Annotated in this window: 14 protein-coding genes, 1 tRNA gene and 1 rRNA gene; 4 read left to right on the top strand and 12 right to left on the bottom strand. The window is 71.0% G+C overall.

Translation table 11 applies throughout. The annotated features are described in order from the left end of the window. The first annotated feature begins 61 nt into the window (after positions 1-61). The 3 genes from ACGFZQ_RS48575 to ACGFZQ_RS48565 all read left to right on the top strand — a co-directional run bounded on the left by ACGFZQ_RS48575 (position 62) and on the right by ACGFZQ_RS48565 (position 6,751). Positions 62-5,011 carry an ATP-dependent helicase gene (locus ACGFZQ_RS48575; protein WP_393845932.1) on the top strand — a complete coding sequence of 1,650 codons (4,950 nt, stop codon included), beginning with the start codon at positions 62-64 and terminating at the stop codon, positions 5,009-5,011. A gap of 106 nt (positions 5,012-5,117) precedes the next feature. Continuing rightward, positions 5,118-5,954, top strand: coding sequence for an Fpg/Nei family DNA glycosylase (locus tag ACGFZQ_RS48570; RefSeq protein ID WP_393845931.1), 837 nt, complete (start codon positions 5,118-5,120; stop codon positions 5,952-5,954). 32 nt (positions 5,955-5,986) lie between these two features. Continuing rightward, positions 5,987-6,751 carry an SDR family NAD(P)-dependent oxidoreductase gene (locus tag ACGFZQ_RS48565; RefSeq protein WP_393845930.1) on the top strand — a complete coding sequence of 255 codons (765 nt, stop codon included), beginning with the start codon at positions 5,987-5,989 and terminating at the stop codon, positions 6,749-6,751. A gap of 327 nt (positions 6,752-7,078) precedes the next feature. On the opposite strand, the gene ACGFZQ_RS48560 is transcribed toward ACGFZQ_RS48565, so the two are convergent. The 9 genes from ACGFZQ_RS48560 to ACGFZQ_RS48520 form a co-directional block, all read right to left on the bottom strand. Next, entirely contained in the window at positions 7,079-7,549 is a 471-nt protein-coding gene (locus ACGFZQ_RS48560; protein ID WP_393845929.1) for a Dps family protein, read from the bottom strand. 207 nt (positions 7,550-7,756) lie between these two features. Further along, entirely contained in the window at positions 7,757-8,131 is a 375-nt protein-coding gene (locus ACGFZQ_RS48555; RefSeq protein WP_362576491.1) for a helix-turn-helix transcriptional regulator, read from the bottom strand. A gap of 109 nt (positions 8,132-8,240) precedes the next feature. After that, positions 8,241-8,786, bottom strand: a complete 546-nt coding sequence (locus tag ACGFZQ_RS48550) for a CinA family protein (RefSeq protein WP_393845928.1) — start codon at positions 8,784-8,786, stop codon at positions 8,241-8,243. Further along, positions 8,783-9,667 (bottom strand): CDP-diacylglycerol--glycerol-3-phosphate 3-phosphatidyltransferase, encoded by an 885-nt coding sequence (pgsA, locus tag ACGFZQ_RS48545; protein ID WP_393845927.1) that lies wholly within the window; start codon positions 9,665-9,667, stop codon positions 8,783-8,785. Before pgsA ends, ACGFZQ_RS48550 begins: the two co-directional genes overlap by 4 nt. Next, positions 9,664-11,145, bottom strand: a complete 1,482-nt coding sequence (rimO, locus tag ACGFZQ_RS48540; RefSeq protein ID WP_393845926.1) for a 30S ribosomal protein S12 methylthiotransferase RimO — start codon at positions 11,143-11,145, stop codon at positions 9,664-9,666. The genes pgsA and rimO overlap by 4 nt, the downstream gene beginning before the upstream one ends. 92 nt (positions 11,146-11,237) lie before the next feature. After that, complete coding sequence (locus tag ACGFZQ_RS48535) at positions 11,238-12,080, bottom strand: RodZ domain-containing protein (protein WP_351728269.1); 843 nt, start codon at positions 12,078-12,080, stop codon at positions 11,238-11,240. Positions 12,081-12,355: 275 nt separating this feature from the next. Next, the gene (locus ACGFZQ_RS48530) at positions 12,356-15,112 is read right to left on the bottom strand and encodes a DNA translocase FtsK (RefSeq protein WP_393845925.1); all 2,757 of its coding nucleotides are present in this window, start codon (positions 15,110-15,112) and stop codon (positions 12,356-12,358) included. A gap of 124 nt (positions 15,113-15,236) precedes the next feature. Then, complete coding sequence (locus tag ACGFZQ_RS48525; protein ID WP_393845924.1) at positions 15,237-15,917, bottom strand: two-component system response regulator; 681 nt, start codon at positions 15,915-15,917, stop codon at positions 15,237-15,239. A 274-nt stretch (positions 15,918-16,191) separates the two neighbouring features. Beyond that, positions 16,192-21,651, bottom strand: coding sequence for a HAMP domain-containing protein (locus ACGFZQ_RS48520; protein WP_351728262.1), 5,460 nt, complete (start codon positions 21,649-21,651; stop codon positions 16,192-16,194). A gap of 412 nt (positions 21,652-22,063) precedes the next feature. On the opposite strand from ACGFZQ_RS48520, the gene ACGFZQ_RS48515 reads away from it, so the two are divergent. After that, on the top strand, positions 22,064-24,820 hold the full coding sequence (locus ACGFZQ_RS48515; protein ID WP_351728260.1) for a SpoIIE family protein phosphatase: 2,757 nt from the start codon (positions 22,064-22,066) through the stop codon (positions 24,818-24,820). 62 nt (positions 24,821-24,882) lie between these two features. On the opposite strand, the gene ACGFZQ_RS48510 is transcribed toward ACGFZQ_RS48515, so the two are convergent. The 3 genes from ACGFZQ_RS48510 to rrf form a co-directional block, all read right to left on the bottom strand. Then, positions 24,883-24,955: transfer RNA gene (locus ACGFZQ_RS48510), tRNA-Thr, on the bottom strand. Between the two features lie 76 nt (positions 24,956-25,031). Continuing rightward, positions 25,032-25,694: a DegT/DnrJ/EryC1/StrS family aminotransferase gene (locus ACGFZQ_RS48505; RefSeq protein WP_393845971.1), complete on the bottom strand. Its 663-nt coding sequence runs from the start codon at positions 25,692-25,694 to the stop codon at positions 25,032-25,034. A 113-nt stretch (positions 25,695-25,807) separates the two neighbouring features. Beyond that, positions 25,808-25,900, bottom strand: a 5S ribosomal RNA gene (gene rrf / locus ACGFZQ_RS48500); the annotation flags it as partial.

The following is a 25,900-nucleotide window of genomic DNA, read 5'->3' as shown; positions in this document are numbered from 1 at the left end:
GTCCGCATCCCCGTTTTCGCAGGTCAGGCTTATTGTCAGTGGCCGGGTGCAGGATTGACCCATGGCGAAATCCGCACACCGGGCCCTCGACGGCTTCTCCCCCGCGACCCGCGGCTGGTTCACGGGGGCGTTTTCCGCGCCCACCGCGGCCCAGGCGGGCGCGTGGCAGGCCATCGGGGCGGGCTCGGACGTGCTGGTGGTCGCCCCGACCGGCTCCGGCAAGACGCTGGCCGCGTTCCTCGCGGCCCTGGACCAGCTGGCCTCGACCCCGCCCCCGGCCGACCCCAGGAAGCGCTGCCGGGTGCTGTACGTGTCCCCGCTCAAGGCCCTCGCGGTCGACGTCGAGCGGAACCTGCGCAGTCCGCTGACCGGCATCCGCCAGGAGTCCGTGCGCCTCGGTCTGCCCGAGCCGGAGGTCAGGGTCGGCATCCGCTCCGGCGACACCCCGCCCGCCGAGCGCCGCGCCCTGTCCACCCGCCCGCCGGACATCCTGATCACCACCCCGGAGTCCCTGTTCCTGATGCTGACGTCGGCCACGCGTGACGCGCTGACCGGCATCGAGACGGTGATCCTGGACGAGGTGCACGCGGTCGCCGGCACCAAGCGCGGCGCGCATCTCGCGCTCTCCCTGGAGCGGCTGGACGAGCTGCTGCCGAAGCCCGCCCGCCGCATCGGCCTGTCGGCGACCGTCCGCCCGGTCGACGAGGTGGCCCGCTACCTCTCACCGCGCCGCAAGGTGGAGATCGTCCAGCCCGAGTCCGGCAAGGAGTTCGACCTCTCCGTCGTCGTACCCGTGGAGGACATGGGCGAGCTGGGCGGCTCCCCGGCGACCGACGGCAAGGAAGGCGGGGACCGGCCGTCGATCTGGCCGCATGTGGAGGAGCGGATCGCCGACCTGGTCCAGGCCCACCGCTCGACGATCGTCTTCGCCAACTCGCGCCGGCTGGCGGAGCGCCTGTGCAACCGGCTCAACGAGATCGCGTACGAGCGCGTGACCGGCGAGCCGCTGGACGAGCACCACTCCCCCGCCGAGCTGATGGGCGGCTCGGGCGCGGCCCAGGGCGCCCCGCCGGTCATCGCCCGCGCGCACCACGGCTCGGTCTCCAAGGAGCAGCGGGCCCTGGTCGAGGAGGACCTGAAGGCCGGCCGGCTGCCCGCCGTGGTGGCCACCTCCAGCCTGGAACTGGGCATCGACATGGGCGCGGTGGACCTGGTCGTCCAGGTCGAGTCCCCGCCCTCGGTGGCCTCCGGCCTCCAGCGCGTCGGCCGGGCGGGACACCAGGTCGGCGCGGTCTCCACCGGCGTGGTCTTCCCCAAGTACCGGGGCGACCTGGTGCAGGCGGCCGTGGTCACCGAGCGGATGCGCACCGGCTCCATCGAGTCCCTGCGGGTGCCGGCCAACCCCCTCGACGTGCTGGCACAGCAGCTGGTCGCGATGACCTCGCTGGACACCTGGCAGTTCGACGACCTGCTGGCCATGGTCCGCCGCGCGGCTCCCTTCGCCTCGCTCCCGGAGTCGGCGTTCACCGCGGTCCTCGACATGCTCGCGGGCCGCTATCCGTCCGACGCCTTCGCCGAGCTGCGCCCGCGCGTGGTCTGGGACCGGGTCGCGGGCACGATCACCGGCCGCCCGGGCGCCCAGCGGCTCGCCGTCACCTCCGGCGGCACGATCCCCGACCGCGGCCTCTTCGGCGTCTTCCTCGCCGGCGCCGACCCCAAGAAGGGCGGCGGCCGGGTCGGCGAGCTGGACGAGGAGATGGTGTACGAGTCCCGGGTGGGCGATGTCTTCACCCTGGGCACCAGCTCCTGGCGCATCGAGGACATCACGCGCGACCGCGTCCTGGTCTCCCCCGCCCCCGGGGTGCCGGGCCGCCTGCCGTTCTGGAAGGGCGACCAGCTGGGCCGCCCGCTCGAACTGGGCCGCGCGGTGGGCGCCTTCCTGCGCGAGGTCGGCTCGCTCGCCAAGGACGACGCCCGGCTGCGCCTGCTCGCGGCGGGCCTGGACGCCTGGGCGGCGGACAACGTGCTGTCGTACCTCGACGAACAGCGCGAGGCCTGCGGCCATGTCCCCGACGACCGGACGATCGTCGTGGAGCGCTTCCGCGACGAACTGGGCGACTGGCGGGTCGTCGTCCACTCCCCCTTCGGCGCGCAGGTGCACGCCCCGTGGGCGCTGGCGCTCGGCGCCCGGCTCTCCGAGCGGTATGGCATGGACGCCCAGGTCATGCACGCCGACGACGGCATCGTGCTGCGGCTGCCGGACGCCGACCTGATGGGCCTGGACCTGCTCGACCAGGCCCCCACGCAGGCGGGCACCGAGTACGACGCCGAGCAGGCGCCCGTCGGCGCGGCGGACGTCGCCTTCGACAAGGGCGAGGTCGACCAGATCGTCACCGACCAGGTCGGCGGCTCGGCCCTGTTCGCCGCCCGGTTCCGCGAATGCGCGGCCCGCGCGCTGCTGCTGCCTCGCCGCAGCCCCGGCAAGCGCACCCCGCTGTGGCAGCAGCGTCAGCGTGCCGCCCAACTGCTTCAGGTGGCGAGCGAGTTCGGGTCCTTCCCGATCGTCCTGGAAGCGGTCCGCGAGTGCCTGCAGGACGTCTTCGACGTGCCGGGCCTGGTCGAGCTGATGGGTGACCTGGAGTCCCGGAAGGTCCGCCTGGTCGAGGTCACCACCCCGGAGCCGTCCCCCTTCGCCCGGTCCCTCCTGTTCGGCTATGTCGCCCAGTTCCTGTACGAGGGCGACTCCCCGCTCGCCGAGCGCCGCGCGGCCGCGCTCTCCCTGGACTCCCGGCTGCTGGCCGAGCTGCTGGGCCAGGCGGAGCTGCGCGAGCTGCTCGACGCGGACGTGCTGACCGAGCTGGAGCGCGAGCTGCAGTGGCTCACCGAGGACCGCCGGATCAAGGACCCGGAGGGCGTCGCCGACGTGCTGCGGCTGCTCGGGCCGCTCACGGACGCCGAGTTGGCCGAGCGGGGCGCCGAACCGCGGTGGGCCGAGGAGCTGGCCGGTGCCCGCCGGGCGATCAGGGTCCGGATCGGCGGCGCCGACCACTGGGCGGCGATCGAGGACGCGGGCCGGCTGCGCGACGCGCTCGGCACGGCCCTGCCGGTCGGTGTCCCCGAGGCGTTCACCGAGCCGGTGAAGGACCCGCTCGGCGACCTCCTCGCCCGGTTCGCGCGCACGCACGGCCCGTTCACGTCCGCCACGGCGGCGGCCCGGTTCGGGCTCGGAGCCGCGGTCACGGACGGCGCGCTGCAGCGGCTCGCCGCGGGCGGCCGGGTGGTGCAGGGCGAGTTCCATCCGGCGGGCATCGGCCAGGAGTGGTGCGACGCGACCGTGCTGCGCAGGCTGCGCCGCCGCTCCCTGGCCGCGCTCCGGCACGAGCTGGAGCCGGTGGCACCGGCCGCGCTCGCCCAGTTCCTGCCCCAGTGGCAGCACATCGGCAAGGGGCACGGGCTGCGTGGCGTCGACGGACTGGTGCGCGCCGTCGAGCAGTTGCAGGGCGCGTCGGTGCCGGCGTCGGCCCTGGAGAAACTGGTCCTGCCGTCCCGGGTGGCCAACTACACGCCCTCGATGCTCGACGAGCTCACCGCCGCCGGAGAGATCGTGTGGGCCGGCGCGGGCGCCCTGCCGGGCAAGGACGGCTGGGTCTCGCTGTATCTGGCGGACGCGGCCCCGCTGCTCCTGCCACCGCCGCACCCCCTGGAGCTGACGGCCCTTCACCAGTCCGTCCTGGACACCCTCTCCGGTGGCTACGGCCTGTTCTTCCGCCAGATCGCCGACCAGGTCCGCGCCACCACCCACCCCGACGCCACCGACCCCCAACTGGCCGACGCCGTCTGGGACCTGGCCTGGTCCGGTCGGCTCACCAACGACACGCTGGCCCCGATGCGCGCTCTGCTGGGCTCGGGCCGTACCGCGGGTGCCACGGCCCACCGCGCCAAGCGGACCGTCCCGCGCGGCCGCTACGGCTCCCTGACGGCCGCCGCCCGCACCGCTTCCCGTAGCGGCCCGCCGACCGTCGCCGGCCGCTGGTCCCTGCTCCCGCAGCGCGAGCCGGACACCACCGTGCGCGCCCACGCCCTGGCCCGCACCCTGCTCGACCGGCACGGCGTGGTCACCCGGGGAGCGGTCGCGGCGGAGGGCGTCGAGGGCGGCTTCTCGGCGGTGTACCGCATCCTGTCGGCGTTCGAGGAGAGCGGGCAGGCCCGCCGGGGTTACGTCGTCGAGGGGCTCGGCGCGGCCCAGTTCGCGATGGACGGCGCGGTCGACCGGCTGCGCGCCGTGTCCAACGCGCGCGACCGCGGCGCGGCCCTGCCGGGCACCGGCTTCGGCAGCACCGGCGCACCGGCGTTCGCCGGGCCCGACGGGGGCGCACCCCACGCCCCTTTCGACGGCCCCGCGCCCCTCGGCCCCATTGACGAAGCCGACTTCCCCGCCCTGGACGGCGAGTTCACCTGGCCCCCCGAGCCCCCCACCGCCCCCGGCGACTACGTCTCTTCCAACGACCTCGCCCCGACCGACCCCTTCGCCGCCCCCGGCTACGGCGGCCCCCGAGGCGGCAGCCCCGCGAACCCGTACACCTACGGCAACCACCACACCCGCACCCCCGCCGCCCCCGACCCCAGAGCCGTGGTCCTCGCCGCCGCCGACCCCGCCAACGCCTATGGCGCCGCCCTCCCCTGGCCCGAGCCCCCGACCGACGCCGGTCACAAGCCGGGCCGCAAGGCGGGCTCGCTGGTCGTCCTGGTGGACGGCGAGCTGACCCTCTACATGGAGCGCGGCGGCAAGACCCTGCTGGCCTGGCCGTCCGCCCCGGACACGGACGCCGGCGACGACCCCCGCCTGCGTACGGCGGCCGAGGCCCTCGCGGTCGCCGCCCGCGCCGGCACCCTCGGCACGGTGACGGTGGAGCGCGTCAACGGCGCCACGGCCCTGACCTCGCCCCTGGGCACCCTGCTGGAAAGAGCGGGCTTCATCGCGACCCCGCGCGGCCTGCGCCTGCGGGCGTGACCCGCCAGGAGCATGGACACCGCACCCCCCATGCGCCGCACGCGCCACCGCCACCCGCGCCCGTGCCCCCACCGCGCGCTCCACGCCCCCGTGTCACCCTTGACCCATGCCCGAAGGTGACACGGTCTGGCAGGCCGCGCGGCGCCTGCACGACGCGCTCGCGGGCAAGGTGCTGACCCGCAGCGACTTCCGGGTGCCCAAGTACGCCACCGCCGACCTCACCGGCCGTACCGTCCTCGGGACCATCCCGCGCGGCAAGCATCTGCTCACCCGCTTCGAGGGCGGCCTGACCCTGCACACGCATCTGCGGATGGAGGGCGCGTGGAAGGTCTACGGGAGCGGCGAACGCTGGAAGGGCGGCCCCGCGCATCAGATCAGGGCCGTTCTGGGTACCGCCGACCGCACCGCCGTCGGATACCGTCTCCAGGTCCTGGAGTTCCTGCGCACCGGCGAGGAGGAACGCGCCGTGGGCCACCTCGGCCCCGACCTGCTGGGCCCCGACTGGAACCCCGGCCGCGCCCTCGCCAACCTGCTCGCCGATCCCGCCCGCCAGCTCGGTGAGGCCCTGCTCGACCAGCGCAACCTCGCCGGCATCGGCAACATCTACAAGAGCGAGCTCTGCTTCCTGATCGGCGCGACTCCCTGGCTCCCGGTCGGCGCGCTCCCCGCCGACCGCGCCGCGAAACTCCCCGATCTCGCCAAGCGCCTCCTGGAGGCCAACCGCGACCGCCCGGTCCGCCAGACCACGGGCCTGCGCAACCAGGACCTGTTCGTCTACGGCCGTGCACCCCGCCCCTGTCTGCGCTGCGGCACCCCGATCCGGGTCGCCGACCAGGGCGACGGCTCCCGCGAGCGTCCCACCTACTGGTGCCCCGCCTGCCAGACCGGCCCCGCCCCCGGCTCTCGGCACACCCCGGGAAGCCGCCCCCGCCCGACTGATTGACGACCCGTCAGAAACGCTCGTACCGTCCCCTCATGTCCCTCAAGGCGTACGACCTCACCGGACGCACCGCATTCGTCACCGGGGCCGCCGGCGGTATCGGCCGGGCTTCCGCCGTGCTGCTCGCCGAGGCGGGCGCGACCGTGCACTGTGCCGATCGGAACGCGGAAGGCCTGCACGAGACGGCCACATTGATCAAGGACGCCGGCGGCACCGCCCACACCCACACCGTCGACGTCACCGACCGGGCGCAGCTCGGACAGGCCGTCCGGTCCTGCCAGCGGCTGGACGTCATGGCGGCGATCGCCGGGATCATGCACCGCAGCCCGGTGCTGGAGACCAGCGACGAGGACCTGGACCGGGTGCTGGACGTCAACTTCAAAGGTGTCCTGCACTCCTGCCGGGAGGCGGCACGCCTGATGCTCGACCGGCAGACCGGGGGCAGCATCATCACCATGGCGTCCGGTGCGATCGACACCGGCGGCCCCGGCCTGCTCTGCTACGGCGCGGCCAAGGCGGCCGTGGTCCAGCTGACCAAGACGCTCGCCACCGAGGTCGGCCGGCAGGGCATCCGCGTCAACGCGGTCGCCCCGGGCTGGACCCGCACCCCCATGACCGACCGCGACGACGGCGAGGAGCAGCGGCAGACGGAGGCGTGGATGGCCCGGATGTCGCCCCTGGGCCGGGTCGGTGAGGCGGCGGACATCGCACACGCCGTGCTGTATCTGGCGTCCGACGCCTCCTCGTTCACGACGGGCCAGATCCTGCGCCCGAACGGAGGGGTCGCGATGCCCTGGTAGCGCCCGGTGTCCGCCAGGCGGCCCGCCACCGCCCGGGACCCAGGGCCCCAGCCGCCCGGGTCCTCGGCACACAGTTGACGGGCAGCAGGCTCAGGCCCCATCCCCCGGCGGCCACGGTCCCCTCCAGGGCCCCGGCGCCGTCGGCGAAGGTGATCCGCAGCACGGCCCACCACCACACCGCCGCGAATCCCAGGGCAACCCCCCAGCGCACTATCCGTCCCACCATGGCCGCCACCTCCAGCCGGACGCTAGAACGCCGCCCGGTCCGCCGGGGAGGCGCACCGAGGGCTCACCGATGCAACGGCCGTCGGCCGGCGTCGGCCACAGCTACGCGTTCTCCGCCTGGAACATCCAGTGATGTTTCTCCAGATCCGCCGTGATCCCGATGAAGATGTCCTGGGAGACCGGATCCGGCTCCGCGGTGGCCATGACCCGCCCCCGCATCCGGGTGATCACCGCGCCCAGCGCGTCCACCAGGGCACCCACCGCGTCCGAGTCCTTGACCCAGCCGCCGGGGGCGGTGGCGATGCCGCTGTCGGCGGCCACCGTCGCCGCGCGTCCGTCCGGTGAGACGCCCAGCGCCGAGGCCCGCTCGGCGACCGTGTCGGAGTGGGTCCGGGCCGTGCCGACGACCTCGTCGAGCTGGAGGTGGACGGTCCGGAAGCGGGGGCCGACCACGTTCCAGTGGATCTGCTTGGCGATGAGTGCCAGGTCCACGAGATCGACGAGGGCGCCCTGGAGCGCCTCGGCCACGGTCTTCAGGTCCGCGTCGGACAGCGGGCTCTTCACGACGTACATGCGTCTCTCCGGTCGTTTCGCCCCCTGTCGGTCCCTCCACCATGACCGCACCATCGGATACCGGCAAATGGACGCACACCGCCGGCAGGCATGCGAAAGCCCCGGCCGCGCCTCCCCAGGTCTGCCTGGAGAAGCCCCGGCCGGGGCCTCGCACACTTCTTCTTCGACGCCGGGTCGGCGCCGCGTCGGTCTACACCCGCACAGGCGTCACGCGGCGACCACGTCCACTGCCTCGGCGGGCGCCTTGATGGTCACCCGTTCCGGTGGCACACCGGTCACCGAGACGCTTCCCAGCATCGGGCGAACCGACGCGGGCACGGACTCGGTGGCCTGAGCGGACTGGGCCAGCTCGGCGAGGGCGAGTTCGTCGCTCACTTCTCGCATGAGCTCGGACATCCGTACGTCCAGCGCGTCGCAGATGGCGGAGAGCAGCTCGGAGGAAGCCTCCTTCTGCCCCCGCTCCACCTCGGAGAGATAGCCGAGTGAGACTCGGGCGGACGAGGAGACTTCGCGCAGAGTACGGCCCTGGCGCTGGCGCTGCCGACGCAGCACGTCACCCAGCAGGCGACGGAGCAGAATCATCGGTGGCTCCCTCCTCGGACCGCGTAGCCGCATCCTTCACGCCCCACCGTACCGCCTTGCGCCGCGGCCGTGCGGGGAGCGATGTCGTGTTCACTCAGGGCTGCAAACATCAAAACCCCCCGTTCTGTTCCGTATCCTGTGTCCGCTCATTCCCGGTCTGTTCGCTCGCAAGCTCCCTCAGAAGCAGTGCGAGTACGCTCCGTACACTCTCTCTACGAATTTCCGCACGGTCGCCGTTCAACCGCAGGGCCTCCACTTTTCCGCCAGCGGCAGAACCGGAACCGGCGCCGGAAGGGCCGTCGACGGCCACGAAGACCGTGCCGACCGGGCGGCCGTCCTGGGGTTCGGGGCCGGCGACTCCGGTGGTCGCGAGACCCCAGTCGGCGCCCAGCGCCTTCCGCACTCCGGCCGCCATCTGGGCCGCGACCTGCGGATCCACCGCGCCGCGCTGGGCCAGCAGGGTGGCGTCGACACCCAGCACGTCGTGCTTGAGCTCGGTGGCGTAGGCGGTGACCGAACCCCGGAACACCTTGGACGCCCCGGGAACCGCTGTGATCTCCGCCGCTACCAGGCCGCCGGTCAGCGACTCGGCGACAGCCAGGGTCCAACCCCTCACCGTCAGTAGTCGCACCAGCTCGGCGGCCGTGGAATTCACGCTTCCGTCTCCTCCAGCGCCGCTGCGCGCTCGGCGATTCCCTGCCGCCGCAGCACAATGGCCTGTCTCACATAGTCGAGACCCGTCACGACCGTCAGAACGACGGCCGCTGCCATCACCCAGAACCTCAGGGTCGCCAGCCACCCCGTCAGTGCCAGTACGTACATCCCCACGGCCACGCCCTGGGTGAGGGTCTTGAGCTTGCCGCCGCGGCTGGCCGGGATCACGCCGTAGCGGATGACCAGGAAACGCAGCAGGGTGATCCCGAGTTCCCGGCCGAGGATCACGACCGTCACCCACCAGGGCAGATCGCCGAGCGAGGAGAGACAGATCAGCGCCGCCCCCATGATCGCCTTGTCGGCGATGGGGTCGGCGATCTTCCCGAAGTCGGTGACCAGGTTGTAGGTGCGCGCCAGATGCCCGTCGAACAGGTCGGTGATCATGGCGATGGCGAAGGCGGCCCAGGCGAGCGAGCGCCAGGCCGGGTCGTATCCGCCGCCGGCCAGCATCAGGGCGACGAAGCCGGGGACCAGGACCAGCCGGAGCATGGTCAGCAGATTGGCGACGTTCCACAGGCTGGCCTGGTTGACGGCGGCAGCGGCGATCTTCCGCCCGCCGCGCGCGGGCCTCTCCCCGTCACGGGAACCGGAACCCGCGGCCCCGATGCTCCCGCCACCGGCGTTCCCGGCACCGGAGTTCCCGGCACCAGCACCCTCAGCGCCGGAGTTCTCCGTACCGGAGTTCTCCGTACCGGAGTTCTCCGCACCAGCGTTCTGCGGACCGGAGGGATCCGGAGCGGCACCGGAGGTGGCGGCGGAGCCCGGGACGGCGCCCTGTGCGCCGGAGGAGCCGCCCGCGGCGGACGCCGGGATTCCGGTCATCTGCCGGCCTCCTCACTCCACGCGGGCACGCCCTGCAGCGGCTCGGCCACCAGGTCGACGCCCTCCGTACCGACCACCTTCGCCTCGACGATACGGCCGACGCGCAGCCCTTCGCCGCTCGTGAGCAGTACCTGCCCGTCCGTCTCCGGCGCCTGGTGGGCCGCCCGGCCGTAGACGCCGTCCTCGTCGTCCACGGACTCCACGGACTCCACGAGGACGTGCACGGTCTCGCCGACACGCTCCTCGGCCCGCTGCGAGACGAGTTCCTCGGCGAGCCGGGAGACCTGGGCCAGACGCTCGGCGACGACGTCCTCGTCAAGCTTGTTCTCGTACGTCGCCGCCTCGGTGCCCTCCTCGTCGGAGTACCCGAAGACGCCGATCGCGTCGAGCCGCGCGCCGTTCAGGAAGCGCTCCAGCTCGGCCAGGTCGGACGCGGACTCGCCGGGGAAGCCGACGATGAAGTTGGAGCGGACGCCGGCCTGCGGGGCCTTGGTCCGGATGGTGTCGAGCAGCTCCAGGAAGCGGTCGGTGTCGCCGAAGCGGCGCATGGCCCGCAGCACGCCCGGGGCGGAGTGCTGGAAGGACAGGTCGAAGTACGGCACGACGTTCGGCGTGGAGGTCAGTACGTCGATCAGGCCGGGGCGCATCTCGGCCGGCTGGAGGTAGCTGACGCGCACCCGCTCGATGCCGTCGACCTCGGCCAGCTCCGGCAGCAGTGACTCCAGGAGGCGGATGTCGCCCAGGTCCTTGCCGTAGGAGGTGTTGTTCTCGGAGACCAGCATGATCTCCTTCACGCCCTGTTCGGCCAGCCAGCGGGTCTCGTTCAGCACGTCGCTGGGGCGGCGTGAGATGAAGGAGCCGCGGAAGGAGGGGATGGCGCAGAAAGAGCAGCGCCGGTCGCAGCCGGAGGCGAGCTTGACCGAGGCGACCGGGGCGCCGTCCAGCCGGCGGCGCAGAGGCGCACGCGGGCCGGAGGCGGGCGCCAGGCCTTCCGGGAGGTCCGACGGGCCGTGCCCGGGCAGGGCCACCGACGCGGCCGAGTCCTGCCGCTCGGCCGGGCTGATGGGCAGCAGCTTGCGCCGGTCGCGCGGGGTGTGCGAGGCGTGGATGCCGCCATTGAGGATGGTCTGGAGCCGGTCGGAGATGTCGGAGTAGTCGTCGAAACCGAGCACGCCGTCCGCCTCGGGCAGCGCCTGGGCGAGTTCCTTGCCGTACCGCTCGGCCATGCAGCCCACCGCCACGACGGCCTGGGTTCTGCCGTGACCCTTGAGGTCGTTGGCCTCGAGTAGGGCGTCGACGGAGTCCTTCTTGGCGGCCTCGACAAATCCACAGGTGTTGACCACGGCGACATCCGCGTCCTGGGCGTCCTCGACGAGCTGCCAGCCGTCCGCCTCCAAACGGCCTGCGAGCTCCTCCGAGTCCACCTCGTTACGGGCGCAGCCGAGAGTGACTAGTGCGACGGTACGGCGTTCAGGCATGGGCTCAAGACTACTTCGTCCCACCGACAGCCCACGTCGAAGGGGCTGGCCGATCATGGCCAACCCCTTGGGTACGTGCTCGATCCGAACGGTTATCCGACTTCCGGGTCGCCCTTGGTGTAGGTGAGACGCTCCACGGCTCCGGGCCGGAACTGGTCCTCGATCTTCTTGCCGTTGACGTAGAGCTGGATGGCTCCGGCGTCACCGAGGATCAGGTTGATCTTGGAGCTGTCCTGGAAGGTCTTGGAGTCGCCCTTCTTCAGAAGCCCGTCGAACAGCATCCGGCCGTTGTGGTCCTTGGCCGAGATCCAGCTGCGTCCGTTCACCGCGCTGACCTGGACGGTGACCTTGTCCTGGGGTGCGGCGGCGATCGCGCTGTCGGAGGGCTCGGGGGTCTTGTCGGGCTTGCTTTCCTTGGGGGTCGGTGAGGCCGGCTTGCTGGTCGTCGGGGCGGCTCCACCGGCGACCGACTGCTTGGCGTCGTCGCCGTCGCCGCCCTTGAAGGCGGTGAAGCCGACGAAACCGATCACGACGACGATGGCGGCGACCATGGCCGCCGTCCAGTTGGGTCCTCGGCGCTCGGGGCGGATACGTTCCGCCTCGAACAGCGGGGCGGCGGGCGTCGGCGCGGGCCGCCCACCACCGTGTTCGGCCGCGAACTGCGCCAGCAGCGGCTCGGGGTCGAGGCCGACGGCCTTGGCCAGGGTCCTGATGTGCCCGCGGGCGTAGACGTCGCCGCCGCAGGGGGCGAAGTCGTCGGCCTCGATGGCATGCACGATGGCGATGCGGACCCGGGTGCTCCCGCTGATCTCGTCGACGGTCAGCCCGGCGGCGATGCGGGCCTGCTTGAGGGCTCGGCCTACGGAGGGGCGGTTTTCCTCGGACACGTCTGGGAACGGACGCTCGTCTTCAGGGGAGTTGCTGCCGATGGACACGGGGGCGCCTTTCGAGCGTGTAGCCGCCTGTGCTGGAAGTTCAGTCTATGGGGGGTACGAAAGGGTGGGGCAACCGGGCGGTGGGACTTTGTACGCCATCGGTATGGCCGGGCATCCCGATGACGGGTCAGGCGTGCGCCCCAGGGTGGGGTACCCACCTTTCCTCTCGCTCAACTTGACGTACGTCAAAGGGAAACGGTTGCCCGACGATCTCTAACGGGTGGATCACGACCGCCTCCACCCGGTCCGCAGGCGCCCGTGGCCCTGAGACAGACCTACCCCTCAGACTCCCCACGGATCACAGCAAGCACTCCGTCCAGCTCATCGGGTTTCACCAGAACGTCGCGCGCCTTGGACCCCTCGCTCGGCCCGACCACCCCGCGCGACTCCATGAGATCCATGAGCCGGCCCGCCTTGGCGAAGCCCACGCGCAGCTTGCGCTGAAGCATGGAGGTGGAGCCGAACTGCGTGGAAACGACCAGTTCGGCCGCCTGGCACAGCAGGTCGAGGTCGTCGCCGATGTCCTCGTCGATCTCCTTCTTCTGCTTGGTGCCCACGGTGACGTCGTCCCGGAAGACCGGCGCCATCTGGTCCTTGCAGTGCTGGACGATCACCGCGACCTCTTCTTCGGTGACGAACGCGCCCTGCATACGGGTCGGCTTGTTCGCCCCCATCGGCAGGAAGAGCCCGTCGCCCTTGCCGATGAGTTTCTCGGCGCCGGGCTGGTCGAGGATGACGCGGCTGTCGGCGAGCGAGGAGGTGGCGAAGGCGAGCCGGGAGGGCACGTTCGCCTTGATGAGGCCGGTGACCACGTCGACCGACGGGCGCTGGGTGGCGAGCACCAGGTGGATGCCGGCCGCCCGCGCCAGCTGCGTGATACGCACGATCGAGTCCTCGACGTCCCGGGGCGCGACCATCATCAGGTCGGCGAGCTCGTCGACGATCACCAGGAGATACGGATAGGTCTTGAGCTCCCGCTCGCTGCCCTCCGGCGTCTTCAGCTTGCCGTCCCGGATGGCCTGGTTGAAGTCGTCGATGTGCCGGTACCCGAACGCCGCCAGGTCGTCGTAGCGCAGGTCCATCTCGCGTACGACCCACTGCAGCGCCTCGGCGGCCCGCTTCGGGTTGGTGATGATCGGCGTGATCAGGTGCGGGATGCCCTCGTAGGCGGTCAGCTCGACCCGCTTGGGGTCGACCAGGACCATCCGGACGTCCTCCGGGGTCGCCCGCATCATGACGGAGGTGATCAGGCAGTTGATGCAGGACGACTTGCCGGAGCCGGTGGCGCCCGCGACGAGGATGTGCGGCATCTTGGCCAGCGAGTGCATGACGTAGCCGCCCTCGACGTCCTTGCCGAAGGCGACCAGCATCGGGTCGTCGTCCTCGGCGGACTCGGCGAGCCGCAGCACGTCACCGAGGTTGACCATCTCCCGGTCGGTGTTGGGGATCTCGATGCCGACCGCGGACTTGCCGGGGATCGGGCTGATGATCCGCACATCGGGGCTGGCGACGGCGTACGCGATGTTCTTGGTGAGGGCGGTGATCCGCTCGACCTTCACGGCGGGGCCGAGCTCGACCTCGTAGCGGGTGACCGTCGGACCGCGGGTGAAGCCGGTGACGCGCGCGTCGACCTTGAACTCGGAGAAGACGTTGGAGAGCGAGGCGACGACCTTGTCGTTGGCCTCGCTGCGCGACTTGCCCGGGCCCCCCCGGGTGAGCAGGTCCAGGGAGGGCAGCGAGTAGGTGATGTCGCCGGAGAGCTGGAGCTGCTCGGCGCGCGGGGGCAGGTCGCGGGGCTCTTCGGGGGCCGGCTTGGTCAGGTCGGCGACGACCGGTTCGACGTTGAGCTTCTCCTGCTTGGGCCGCGCGGCCGGGACCGGAGTGGGGCTGGGGCTGGGGGCCGGCACGGGCGTGGGCGTGGTGTCCTCGCGGTCGCCGACGCTGACGCCCTGGGTGAGGTCGGCGACCAGCGGCGAGGGCGGCATGCCGTGCATGACCGCGCCGTCGAGGGCGGCAGCGGCGGCCGCGGCGACGTCCACGGCGTCCATCCGACGGCCCATCTCGGGCTGCGGCACGGCGGAGCGCCGCGGGCGGCCCCGGCGCTTGGCGAGGGCCTCCTGCTCGGCGACGTCCGGATCGTAGTCCTGGGGAGCGCCGGAGCGCCTGCGGGAGCGTGCGGGCAGCGCCTGGCGCCACTGCTCGTCGTAGCGCTCGTCGTCGGTCTGCTCGTCGTACTCGTTGTACTCGTCGGGTTCGGGGTCGTGCAGCAGCCCGAGGCGGATGCCGAGCGCGCGCAGCCGCTGCGGGATCGCGTTCACCGGGGTCGCGGTGACCACGAGCAGCCCGAAGACCGTGAGCAGCGCCAGCAGCGGTACGGCGAGGACCTCGGTCATGGTGTACGTCAGCGGGGTCGCCGCCGCCCAGCCGATGAGGCCTCCGGCATCCCTTATGCCCTGCATGCCGTCGCTGCGGGCGGGCGACCCGCAGGCGATATGGACCTGGCCGAGCACGCCGATGACGAGCGCCGACAGGCCGATCACGATCCGGCCGTTGGCCTCCGGCTGCTCGGGGTGGCGCATGAACCGCAGGGCGATCATCGCGAGCAGTATCGGCACGAGCAGGTCGAGGCGGCCGAAGGCGCCGGTGACCAGGATCTCCACCAGGTCGCCGACCGGGCCGCGCAGGTCGGCCCAGGTGCCGGCGGCGACGATCAGGGCGATACCGAGCAGGAGCAGCGCGATGCCGTCCTTGCGGTGGGCCGGGTCCAGGTTCTTGGCTCCCTGTCCTATGCCGCGGAAGACGGCGCCGACGGCGTGCGCGAGGCCGAGCCAGAGGGCGCGCACCAGGCGGTAGACGCCCCCGGTCGGGCTGGGCGCCGGCTTGGGCGCCGGCGCGGCCTTCTTCGCCGCGGCCCTCTTGGCGGGCGCCTTCTTGGCCGGGGCTTTCTTCGCGGCGGCCTTTTTCGCCGGCGCCTTCGAGGGAGCGGCCTTCTTCGGGGGCTGCTTCTTGGCTGCCGAGGGACGTGAGGCCATGGGTGTGAGGTTACCGGGGGATGCGACAAGGGACACGTGTGCCCACTGCTTCACCCGTTCGTGTCGCCCTTGCGGGGGCGCGGAACTGACGCGCGCTCATCGGCAACTGTGGCCGCAGTCGTGGTCAGTTCTGCGAGGGAAGCGGTGGAGCGCCGCCGCCGGTGCCCGGTTCCAGGGCGTCCAGCGCCCGGCGCAGGCCGGTGAGTTTGCGCTCCAGATGGGCCGCCGTGGCCACCGCCGCCGCGTCCGCGGACTCGTCGTCCAGCTGCTTGGACAGCGCCTCGGCCTGCTCCTCGACGGCCGCCAGCCGCGCCGACAGCTCGGCGAGCAGCCCCGCGGACTCCTTGCCGACGACCGCGCCCTTGCCGCCACCCTCCAACTGGAGCCGAAGCAGCGCCGCCTGCTCACGGAGCTGGCAGTTCTTCATGTACAGCTCGACGAAGACCGAGACCTTGGCGCGCAGCACCCACGGGTCGAAGGGCTTGGAGATGTAGTCCACCGCGCCCGCCGCGTAGCCCCGGAAGGTGTGGTGCGGACCGTGGTTGATGGCGGTGAGGAAGATGATCGGGATGTCCCGGGTCCGCTCCCGCCGCTTGATGTGTGCCGCGGTCTCGAAACCATCCATGCCCGGCATCTGGACGTCCAGCAGAATGACCGCGAAGTCGTCCGTGAGCAGTGCCTTGAGCGCTTCCTCCCCGGACGATGCCCGCACCAGTGTCTGATCGAGCGCAGAGAGGATGGCCTCCAGCGCCAGCAGATTCTCCGGCCGGTCATCGACCAGGAGGATCTTGGCCTTCTGCACCATGGCCCGCCCTCCTCGCCCCGGATGTGCACCGGGCGCCGCCCCAGGGGACGACTCCCTTTCGCCGCCCGTCCTTGTGCCGGTCATGGTAGCCGCACCCCGCCTGTCGCCACACCCTGTCACCGCGATGTCACTGTGCACGTAGCAGAAACGCAGCCGGGGACCAGAAGGTTCCCCCAATCCCGCACTTCTACACGGGTTCCGCAACCCTGAGTCAGCAACTCCCCGTGCACACGGAAGGTTCCCGAAACGTTCACATCACATCCGTCCGTTCCGGTCACTCCTCGCGCATCCACTTCGCCATCACCGCCAGCAGGTGATCGGGGTCGACCGGCTTGGTGACGTAGTCGGAGGCGCCGGACTCGATCGCCTTCTCCCGGTCGCCCTTCATCGCCTTGGCGGTCAGCGCGATGATCGGCAGCCCGGCGAACTGCGGCATCCGACGGATCGCCGTGGTCGTCGCATAGCCGTCCATCTCGGGCATCATGATGTCCATCAGGACGACCGCGACGTCGTCGTGCTGCTCCAGGACCTCGATGCCCTCACGGCCGTTCTCCGCGTACAGCACCGACAGACCGTGCTGCTCCAGAACGCTGGTCAGCGCGAAGACGTTGCGGATGTCGTCGTCGACGATCAGCACCTTCTCCCCGCCGAACCGTACGCCCCGGCGCGGCGCCGGGGACGTCGCCTCCTGCTCGGCCAGCACCGGCCACGACTCGGCGATCTGCGGGATGGCCCGGCGGCGGCGCCGGAAGAGCGCCGCGGCACCGTTCTGGGTCTCCTGGTACGACTTCACCTCGGCCGGCGTCTCGATCTCCACGCCGGTCAGCTCGGAGCCGTGGTTCTGCGAGGCGACCAGGTCCCCGGCCTCCAGCGCGGGCACGGACTGCTGGTAGCCGTGCGGCGGCAGTTCGCTGGGGTGCAACGGCAGATACAGCGTGAACGTCGAACCACGGCCCGGCTCGCTCTGTGCGTAGATCTCACCGCCGAGCAGCTGCGCGATCTCCCGCGAGATCGACAGACCGAGACCCGTACCGCCGTACTTGCGGCTGGTCGTGCCGTCGGCCTGCTTGAACGCCTCGAAGATGACCCGCATCTTGCTGGCCGCGATACCGATGCCGGTGTCGGTCACCGAGAAGGCGATCAGCGGCGCGTCCGGATCGCTGAGCGAACCGGCCTCGAGCAGCTGCTCCCTGATCCCCACCGGCACGTCGCCGCTCGCCGGGCGGATCACCAGCTCCACCGAGCCGGAGTCGGTGAACTTCACCGCGTTGGACAGCAGGTTGCGCAGCACCTGCAACAGCCGCTGTTCGTCGGTGTGCAGGGTGGCGGGCAGCTCCGGGGAGACCCGCACCGACAGGTCGAGGCCCTTCTCCGCGGTCAGCGGCCGGAAGGTGGCCTCCACGTAGTCCACGAGCTGGACCAGCGCGATACGCGTCGGGGAGACGTCCATCTTGCCCGCCTCGACCTTCGACAGGTCGAGGATGTCGTTGATCAGCTGGAGCAGGTCGGAGCCGGCGCCGTGGATGGTCTCGGCGAACTCCACCTGCTTCGGCGAGAGGTTGCCCTCGGCGTTGTCGGCGAGCAGCTTGGCCAGGATCAGCAGCGAGTTGAGCGGGGTGCGCAGTTCGTGCGACATGTTCGCGAGGAACTCGCTCTTGTAGCGCATGGAGACCGCGAGTTGCTCGGCACGCTCCTCCAGGACCTGCCTGGCCTCCTCGATCTCGGTGTTCTTCACCTCGATGTCGCGGTTCTGCTGGGCCAGCAGCTCGGCCTTCTCCTCCAGTTCGGCGTTGGACGCCTGGAGGGCCTTCTGCCGGTTCTCCAGCTCCGCCGACCGCTCCCGCAGCTGCTCGGTCAGCTCCTGCGACTGCTTCAGCAGCACCTCGGTCTTGGTGTTGACGGAGATGGTGTTGACGCTGGTCGCGATCATCTCGGCGATCTGGTTGAGGAAGTCCTTCTGGATCTGCGTGAACGGCGTGAAGGACGCCAGCTCGATCACTCCGAGGACATTGCCCTCGAACAGCACCGGCAGCACGATCACCTGCGCCGGCGGGGCCTCGCCGAGCCCGGAGGAGATCTTCAGATAGCCGGTGGGCGCCTTCTCCACCAGGATCGTGCGCTTCTCCTGGGCGGCCGTGCCGATCAGCGCCTCACCGGGCCGGAACGACGTCGGCATGGAGCCCATCGAGTAGCCGTACGACCCCTGCATGCGCAGCTCGTAGACGTCCTCGGCCTCGGCGCCCAGGTCCTTGCCGTCGACCAGGGGCATCGCCAGGAAGAACGCGCCGTGCTGCGCGGAGACCACCGGCGTCAGCTCGCTCATGATCAGCGAGGCCACGTCCGCCAGGTCGCGGCGGCCCTGCATCAACGCCGAGATGCGCGCCAGGTTGCCCTTGAGCCAGTCCTGCTCCTGGTTGGCGACCGTGGTGTCGCGCAGGTTGGCGATCATCTTGTTGATGTAGTCCTGGAGTTCCTGGATCTCGCCGGAGGCGTCCACGTCGATCTTCAGGTTCAGGTCGCCACGGGTCACCGCGGTCGCCACGCGCGCGATGGCACGCACCTGCCGGGTCAGGTTCCCGGCCATCTCGTTCACGGACTCGGTGAGGTCCCGCCAGGTGCCGTCGACGTCACGCACGCGTGCCTGACCGCCCAGCTGCCCCTCGGTGCCCACCTCACGGGCCACCCGGGTGACCTCCTCGGCGAAGCTGGACAGCTGGTCGACCATCGTGTTGATCGTCGTCTTGAGTTCGAGGATCTCGCCACGGGCGTCGATGTCGATCTTCTTGGTCAGGTCGCCCTTGGCGATGGCCGTGGTGACCATCGCGATGTTGCGCACCTGGCCGGTCAGGTTGGACGCCATCCCGTTCACCGACTCGGTGAGGTCCTTCCACGTACCCGCCACACCCGGTACGTGCGCCTGACCGCCGAGGATGCCGTCCGTGCCCACCTCACGGGCCACCTTGGTGACCTGGTCGGCGAACGAACTCAGCGTCTTGACCATCGTGTTGATGGTGTCGGCGAGCTGCGCCACCTCACCGCTCGCCTCGATGGTGACCTGGCGGGTCAGGTCGCCGTTGGCGACCGCCGCCGCGACCTGGGAGATGTTCCGCACCTGCGTGGTCAGGTTGTTGGCCATCAGGTTCACGTTGTTGCTGAGGTCCTTCCAGATACCCGTGATACCCGGAACGTGCGCCTGACCGCCCAGGATGCCCTCGGTACCCACCTCGCGGGCCACCCGGGTCACCTGCTCGGCGAAGCTGGACAGCTGGTCGACCATCGTGTTGACCGTCGTGACGAGTTCGAGGATCTCGCCCTTCGCGTCAACGGTGATCTTCTTCGACAGGTCGCCCTTGGCGACCGCCGTCGTGACCTCGGCGATGTTGCGGACCTGGATGGTCAGGTTGTTCGCCATGAAGTTCACGGACTGCGTGAGGTCCTTCCACGTGCCCGCGACCCCCTGCACCTCGGCCTGGCCGCCGAGGATGCCCTCGGTGCCCACCTCGCGCGCCACGCGCGTGACCTCCTGGGCGAACGACGACAGCTGGTCGACCATCGTGTTCAGGGTGTTCTTGAGCTCCTGGATCTCACCGCGGGCGTCCACGGTGATCTTCTGCGACAGGTCACCCCGGGCCACCGCGGTCGCCACCTGGGCGATGTTGCGCACCTGGGCGGTGAGGTTGCCGGCCATGCCGTTCACCGAGTCCGTCAGGTCCCGCCACACACCCGCCACACCGGGCACCTGCGCCTGACCGCCGAGCCGGCCCTCCGTACCCACCTCGCGGGCCACCTTGGTGACCTGGTCGGCGAAGGCCGAGAGCTGATCGACCATCGTGTTGATGGTGCTCTTCAGTTCGAGGATCTCACCGCGCGCGTCGACGTCGATCTTCTGGGACAGGTCGCCCCGCGCCACCGCCGTCGTCACCTGGGCGATCTGCCGCACCTGCGAGGTGAGGTTGCCGGCCATGAAGTTGACGGAGTCGGTGAGCTCCTTCCAGGTGCCCGAGACGCCGTCCACGCGGGCCTGACCGCCGAGACGGCCCTCCGTGCCCACGTCCCTGGCCATCCGCGTCACCTGGTCGGCGAAGCTGGAGAGCTGGTCCACCATCGTGTTCACGGTGTTCTTCAGCTGGAGCATCTCGCCGGAGACGTCGACCGTGACCTTCTGCGAGAGGTCACCGTTGGCCACCGCCGTCGTCACCTGGGCGATGTTGCGCACCTGACCGGTGAGGTTGCGGAACGCGGTGTTGACGGAGTCGGTCAGGTCCTTCCAGGTACCGGCGGCCCCGGCCACCTGCGCCTGGCCGCCCAGTTCACCCTCGACACCGATCTCCCGGGCCACGCGGGTGACCTCGGCACCGAACGACGACAGCTGGTCGACCATGCCGTTGACGGTGTTCTTCAGCTCCAGCATCTCGCCGGCCACGTCCACGGTGACCTTCTGCGAGAGGTCACCGTTGGCCACAGCCGTGGTCACCGCGGCGATGTCCCGCACCTGGGTGGTCAGGTTCCGGAAGACCGTGTTGACGGAGTCCGTCAGGTCCTTCCAGGTGCCCGCCGCGCCCGGCACGTTCGCCTGCCCGCCGAGCTGCCCCTCGGCACCGACCTCGTTCGCCACGCGCGTGACCTCGTCCGCGAAGATCCGCAGCGTCTCGGTCATCTGGTTGATCGTCTCGGCGAGCTGCGCGACCTCACCGCGTGCCGGAACGGTCACCTTGCGCGACAGGTCACCACTGGCGACCGCGGTGGTCACCTCGGAGATCCCGCGCACCTGGGCCGTCAGGTTTCCGGCCATGGTGTTGACCGAGTCGGTGAGTTCCTTCCACGTGCCGGCGACCCCGGGCACATGCGCCTGGCCGCCCAGGATGCCGTCCGTACCCACCTCACGGGCGACCCGGGTCACCTCGGAGGAGAACGCCGACAGCTGGTCCACCATCGTGTTGACGGTTTCCTTCAGCTCCAGCATCTCGCCGGCCACCTGAACCGTGACCTTCCGGGACAGATCACCCTTGGCGACCGCCGTCGTCACCAGCGCGATGTCCCGCACCTGGGCCGTCAGCCGGTACGCCATCGTGTTGACCGAGTCCGTCAGATCCCGCCACGAACCGGACATACCGCGCACCCGGGCCTGTCCGCCCAGCTTGCCCTCGGTACCCACCTCGCTGGCCACACGCGTGACCTCGTCGGTGAACGTCGACAGCTGGTCCACCAGGTTGTTGACGGTCCGGCCGACCTTCAGGAACTCACCGCGCAGCGGATGCCCGGCCCCGTCGGGCGACGGCGACCGCAGATCCATCCGCGGCGACAGATCGCCCTCGGCCACCGCCGTGAGGACCCGGCCCACCTCGGAGACCGGCCGTACGAGGTCGTCGACGAGGGCGTTGGAGTTGTCCACGGCGGTCGCCCAGGAGCCCTCGCAGGCACCCGTCTCCAGCCGCTCCGTGAGTTTTCCCTCACGTCCGACCACGCGCCGTACCCGTGACAGCTCACCCGTGAGGTGGAGATTACGGTCGGCGACCTCGTTGAAGACCGCCGCGATCTCCGACATCACGCCGTCCCCGGACACCGTGAGCCGCTTGCGGAAGTTGCCGTCCCTCATCGACGTGAGAGCCGCCAGCAGCCGGTTCAGGGCAGCCGTGTCCACCGTGGTGGTCCCGTCGCCGCCCCGCTGCCTGCTCAGGGACGGTCCGCCTTTCGCGCGCGCCTTAGTGCCCCGCGCCGCTGCGCCAGACTCCACTGTGTCCCTCCCGCAGGGGTCGACCGTTACCACTGTGCCCGTACCGCTGTGCTCGGATACCGCCGTAGTCGGCGTAGCGCTTACTTCGGCGTACCCGTTACTGCTGCGTCTTTCTGCCAGATCGGATCCGGCCACACCAGGGGCTGCTGCCCGCTGTACACACAACGCATTCAGCCTGCCCGTACCTTCATCAGAAGCTTGCCCAGTGTTTCACCCTGGCCGAACCAGGCCATAACAGTTCGGCAGCTTCGCACATCGTCCGCACACCCTGGGGACGTAAACACTGGCGACCGGCATCCGCTCGGACGGCGAAGGTAAGTAACCTTGCATGCGGCTGTCCAGCCGCGCCGGTTTGTTCGGCCTGGGCGGTGGCACGAGAACGAGCGGGCATTCGGAGGGGCGGCCGCAGACCATGACCACCGGAGTGATCCCCGGGGGACACACCCCGGAGCCACGGCCCACGGGCGAGCGGATGCCGCAGCAGCGGCACGAGTCGGCCGGCCAGGGAAGCCCGTACGTCGAGAACCGGTCGAGGAGTTCTGTGATCACCGCGCGCGCGGCCGCCAGCTTCGAGCCCGTCGGGCGATCGGTCGCGACCGCCCGGGCCTTCGTCCGCGACACGCTCCAGGGCTGGGGCTTCGCGGACGTCGTCGACGACGCCGTGGTCCTCACCAGCGAACTGGTGACCAACGCGGTCGTGCACGCGGGCACCCACGCCGACGTCCTGTGTCTGCGCTCGGACGACGGCGTGCGCATCGAGGTCGCCGACCGCTACCCGGAACGCGAGGTCCCGCTGCAGGGCTCCGCCGTCAACATGGGCAGCCCCGACCGCGAGGGCGGCCGCGGCCTCCAGCTCTGCGCGGCCCTCGCCGCCCGCTGGGGCGTCGAGTACACACCCACGTTCAAGAATGTCTGGTTCCAGCTCGATCTCCCCGAGCGCCCGGTGGGCACCCGCGCGGCCGGCCCGTCCCTCCCCGCCGACCTGCTGCCCCTCGCCGACGGCCGGGTCCGGGTCGCGGTCGTCCAGATCGACCGCAAGGGCTCCGTCACGGCCTGGAACGAGGACGCCGAGGAACTCTTCGGCCACACCGCCGCCGACGTCACCGGCAAGCCGCTCTCCGACCTCGCCGCCTGGCCGCACACCCCGGGCACCGGCACCGGCGTCGCCGAGGCCCTCCAGCTCTCCCGCTGGGAGGGCAGTTACGGCATCCGCGGCGCCGACGGCCGGGTCACTTCCGTCTACGCCTCGCACCTGAGAGTCCGCGACACCGGCGGCGAGCCCTCCACCGTCTGCCTCCTGGTACGCGACCACGAACGCGCCGTCCTCCAGACCCCGTTGCGCCTCCCCGCCTCCGACGGCGGCGGCGCCTCCGACGGCCAGAGCGCCGACCCCTTCGAGGTGTTCATCGGTTCGCCGGCCCCGGACGACCTCGACGGTCTCCTCCAGCGCACGGTCGAGCGCGCCCGCGACATGCTCGACGGCGACTCCGCTTTCCTGCTCCTGGCGACCGACGACGAGACCGAGTTGGAGGTCCGCGCCTCCACGGGGCTGCCGTCGGCCCGTCAGCGCTTCGCGCGCGTACCCGTCGAAGCCGGCCCCGGCCGCTACGGCTCGGCCCGTATGCCGGCCGTCCACGAGGACCTGACGGCCGTTCCGGGCGCGGTCCCCCTCCTGGGCGGCACCGGCATGCGCTCGGTCGTCACGGTCCCGCTGAAGGTCGAGGGCCGCCTCACAGGCTCCCTGGGCGTCGCCGCGGAGGCCCCGGGCAGATACTCCAACGAGGAGGCGCTGCGCCTCCAGTTCGCCGCCGACCGCATCGCCCTGGCCGTCGAGTCGGCCCGCCTGGGCGAGCTGGAGCGGCTGCGCCGCGGCTCGCTCAGCTTCCTGGTCGAGGCCTCCGACCTGCTCGCCGGCACCCTGGACCGCGACCAGACCCTCGCCCTGATGGCACAGATGACGGTCCCGACCCTCGCCACCTGGTGCGCGGTGTACACGATCGCCGACCAGGCCTCCGAACCGTACCTGTCGTACGTCCTGCACGAGGACGAGGAACTCATCGACGGCATCAAGTCGTTGCTCTCCAAGGTGCCCCCGCCGGACCCGGTACCCACCCCGGGCGCCCGGGTCTGGACGGCCCCCGGCGAGCACGCCCACCAGGCCGCCCTGCGCAGCTCCATGCGCAGCCTGGGCCTGACCGGCGGCCCCGCACGCCAGGTGTCCTCCGCCATCGGCCCGACGCTCGCCACGGCCTCCGCCGTGGGCGGCGAGATCGTGGTCCTCCCCCTGGTCGCCCGCAATCGCGTCATCGGCATGCTCACCCTGGGCAAGCCCACCGACGAACACTTCCGCCAGGAGATCCTGGAACTGGCCGAGGACCTGTCCCGCCGGGCCGCCCTGGCCCTGGACAACGCCCGCCTGTACTCGGAGCGCACGGCCATCAGCCAGGCCCTCCAGCGCAGCCTCCTGCCCCCGGGCACCCCGCACATCGAAGGCGTCGAGGTCGAGGTCATCTACCGCGCGGCCGGCGAGGGCAACGAGGTCGGCGGCGACTTCTACGACGTCTTCCCCATCTCCGACGGCACGTACGGCTTCGCCATCGGCGACGTCTGCGGTACGGGCCCCAACGCGGCCGCCGTGACGGGCCTGGCGCGGCACGCGCTGCGCCTGCTGGCCCGGGAGGGCCTCAGCGGCCCGGCGGTCCTGGAGCGCCTCAACTCGGCCATCCTGGACGAGGGTGCCCGCAGCCGCTTCCTGACCCTCCTGTACGGCGAGATGCGCCCGCAGGAGGACGGCAGCGCGGAGATGAAGGTGGTGTGCGCCGGCCATCCGCTGCCGTTGCGCCTGCGCCAGGACGGCACGGTGGAGGCCGCCGCCGAACCCCAGCCGCTCCTCGGCGTCATCGAGGACCTGGAACTCTACGAGCAGACGATCACCCTCGACCCGGGTGATGTCCTCCTGTGCGTCACCGACGGTGTGACGGAGCGCCGGGAGGGCACGCGCATGCTCGGCGACGACGGCCTCGCCGATGTCCTCACGACCTGCACGGGTCTGACGGCGGGTGCGGTCGCCGCACGCATCATGCGCGCGGTGGAGCGCTTCGCGTCGGACGCTCCGTCGGACGACATGGCGATTCTGGCGATGCGGGTCCCCGGCCTTCAGAAGGACTGAGGGCGGGGACGGAAGAGGACGCAGAAAAGTCCCGCCCTTTCGGGCGGGACTTTTCTTGTCGGAGCCCCCAAACGGAATCGAACCGTTGACCTTCTCCTTACCATGGAGACGCTCTGCCGACTGAGCTATAGGGGCCTGTCGCCTTTTCGGGGTTTCCCCCGCGGCAACGGAATAGATCATACCCTGAACGGACCGGAGTTCCCAAACTCGTTCAGAAGGCGGGCTGCAGCAGTCCGCCGAGGGCGTTGCAGGCGGAGACGATCCGCTGCATCTCCCGCTTCGTCAACGAGGCGTCCACGGGCAGCGCCAGCGTCACCTCGGCCGCCAGCTCGGTTTCCGGCAGCGAGACACAGCGCCGGTATTCCGGCAGCCGGTGCACGGGCGTCTTCACCGGCACCCGGCAGTCGACTCCCTTGCCCCGCAGGGCGCGTGCGAAGGCGTCCCGGTCGGGCCGGCCGTTCCCCGGCACCCGCACGACGTACTGCTGGTAGGTGTGCCCGTCGCCACCGTCCGGCGTCCGCACCCCGCGCAGCTTCGCATCGAGGTAGGCGGCCCGCTGCCGCCGCTGAGCGACCTCGTCGTACGGCGCCTCGGACTCGCCCTGCTCCAGGACCAGCAGCCCGTGCCGCTGCCCCAGCGCGTGCAACTCCCGGATGCCGGCCCACCGTCCGAAGCGGTGTACGACAACCACGGCCGCGGACCGGGCAGTTACCGCCGCCTCCACCGCCGAGACGTCGAGGCAGTAGGTCACCGGATCTATGTCGGCGAACACCGGAAGCGCACCGGCCAGTGTCACGGCCTCGGCGACTTCCACGTTCCCGAAGGCAGGCACGATGACCTCGTCACCGACTCCGACGCCGGCGGCCCTGAGCATTGCAGCAGTACCCATGCTGGGATGCTCGGCGCGCAACGTGAACTTTGCGTTACGCATACCAAAAAAGAGCTGGACCCGGAACGGAAGTTCCGGGTCCAGCCCTTTGAATAATTGTTCGGCGGTGTCCTACTCTCCCACAGGGTCCCCCCTGCAGTACCATCGGCGCTGTAAGGCTTAGCTTCCGGGTTCGGAATGTAACCGGGCGT

Origin of the sequence: Streptomyces sp. NPDC048254, assembly GCF_043201895.1 — a bacterium.
Classification (GTDB): domain Bacteria; phylum Actinomycetota; class Actinomycetes; order Streptomycetales; family Streptomycetaceae; genus Streptomyces.
The sequence above is the reverse complement of the archived record's forward strand: the minus strand, read 5'-3'. Positions and strand labels throughout refer to the sequence as shown.

What these genes read in the sequence shown, in the direction of transcription:
- ACGFZQ_RS48505 (WP_393845971.1), bottom strand. Translation starts at nt 25,694, where the DNA reads ATGCTCAGGGCCGCCGGCGTCGGAGTCGGTGACGAGGTCATCGTGCCT.
- ACGFZQ_RS48530 (WP_393845925.1), bottom strand. Translation starts at nt 15,112, where the DNA reads ATGGCCTCACGTCCCTCGGCAGCCAAGAAGCAGCCCCCGAAGAAGGCC.
- ACGFZQ_RS48560 (WP_393845929.1), bottom strand. Translation starts at nt 7,549, where the DNA reads ATGTACGTCGTGAAGAGCCCGCTGTCCGACGCGGACCTGAAGACCGTG.
- ACGFZQ_RS48525 (WP_393845924.1), bottom strand. Translation starts at nt 15,917, where the DNA reads ATGGTGCAGAAGGCCAAGATCCTCCTGGTCGATGACCGGCCGGAGAAT.
- ACGFZQ_RS48570 (WP_393845931.1), top strand. Translation starts at nt 5,118, where the DNA reads ATGCCCGAAGGTGACACGGTCTGGCAGGCCGCGCGGCGCCTGCACGAC.
- ACGFZQ_RS48515 (WP_351728260.1), top strand. Translation starts at nt 22,064, where the DNA reads ATGACCACCGGAGTGATCCCCGGGGGACACACCCCGGAGCCACGGCCC.
- ACGFZQ_RS48565 (WP_393845930.1), top strand. Translation starts at nt 5,987, where the DNA reads ATGTCCCTCAAGGCGTACGACCTCACCGGACGCACCGCATTCGTCACC.
- pgsA (WP_393845927.1), bottom strand. Translation starts at nt 9,667, where the DNA reads ATGACCGGAATCCCGGCGTCCGCCGCGGGCGGCTCCTCCGGCGCACAG.
- rimO (WP_393845926.1), bottom strand. Translation starts at nt 11,145, where the DNA reads ATGCCTGAACGCCGTACCGTCGCACTAGTCACTCTCGGCTGCGCCCGT.
- ACGFZQ_RS48575 (WP_393845932.1), top strand. Translation starts at nt 62, where the DNA reads ATGGCGAAATCCGCACACCGGGCCCTCGACGGCTTCTCCCCCGCGACC.
- ACGFZQ_RS48555 (WP_362576491.1), bottom strand. Translation starts at nt 8,131, where the DNA reads ATGATTCTGCTCCGTCGCCTGCTGGGTGACGTGCTGCGTCGGCAGCGC.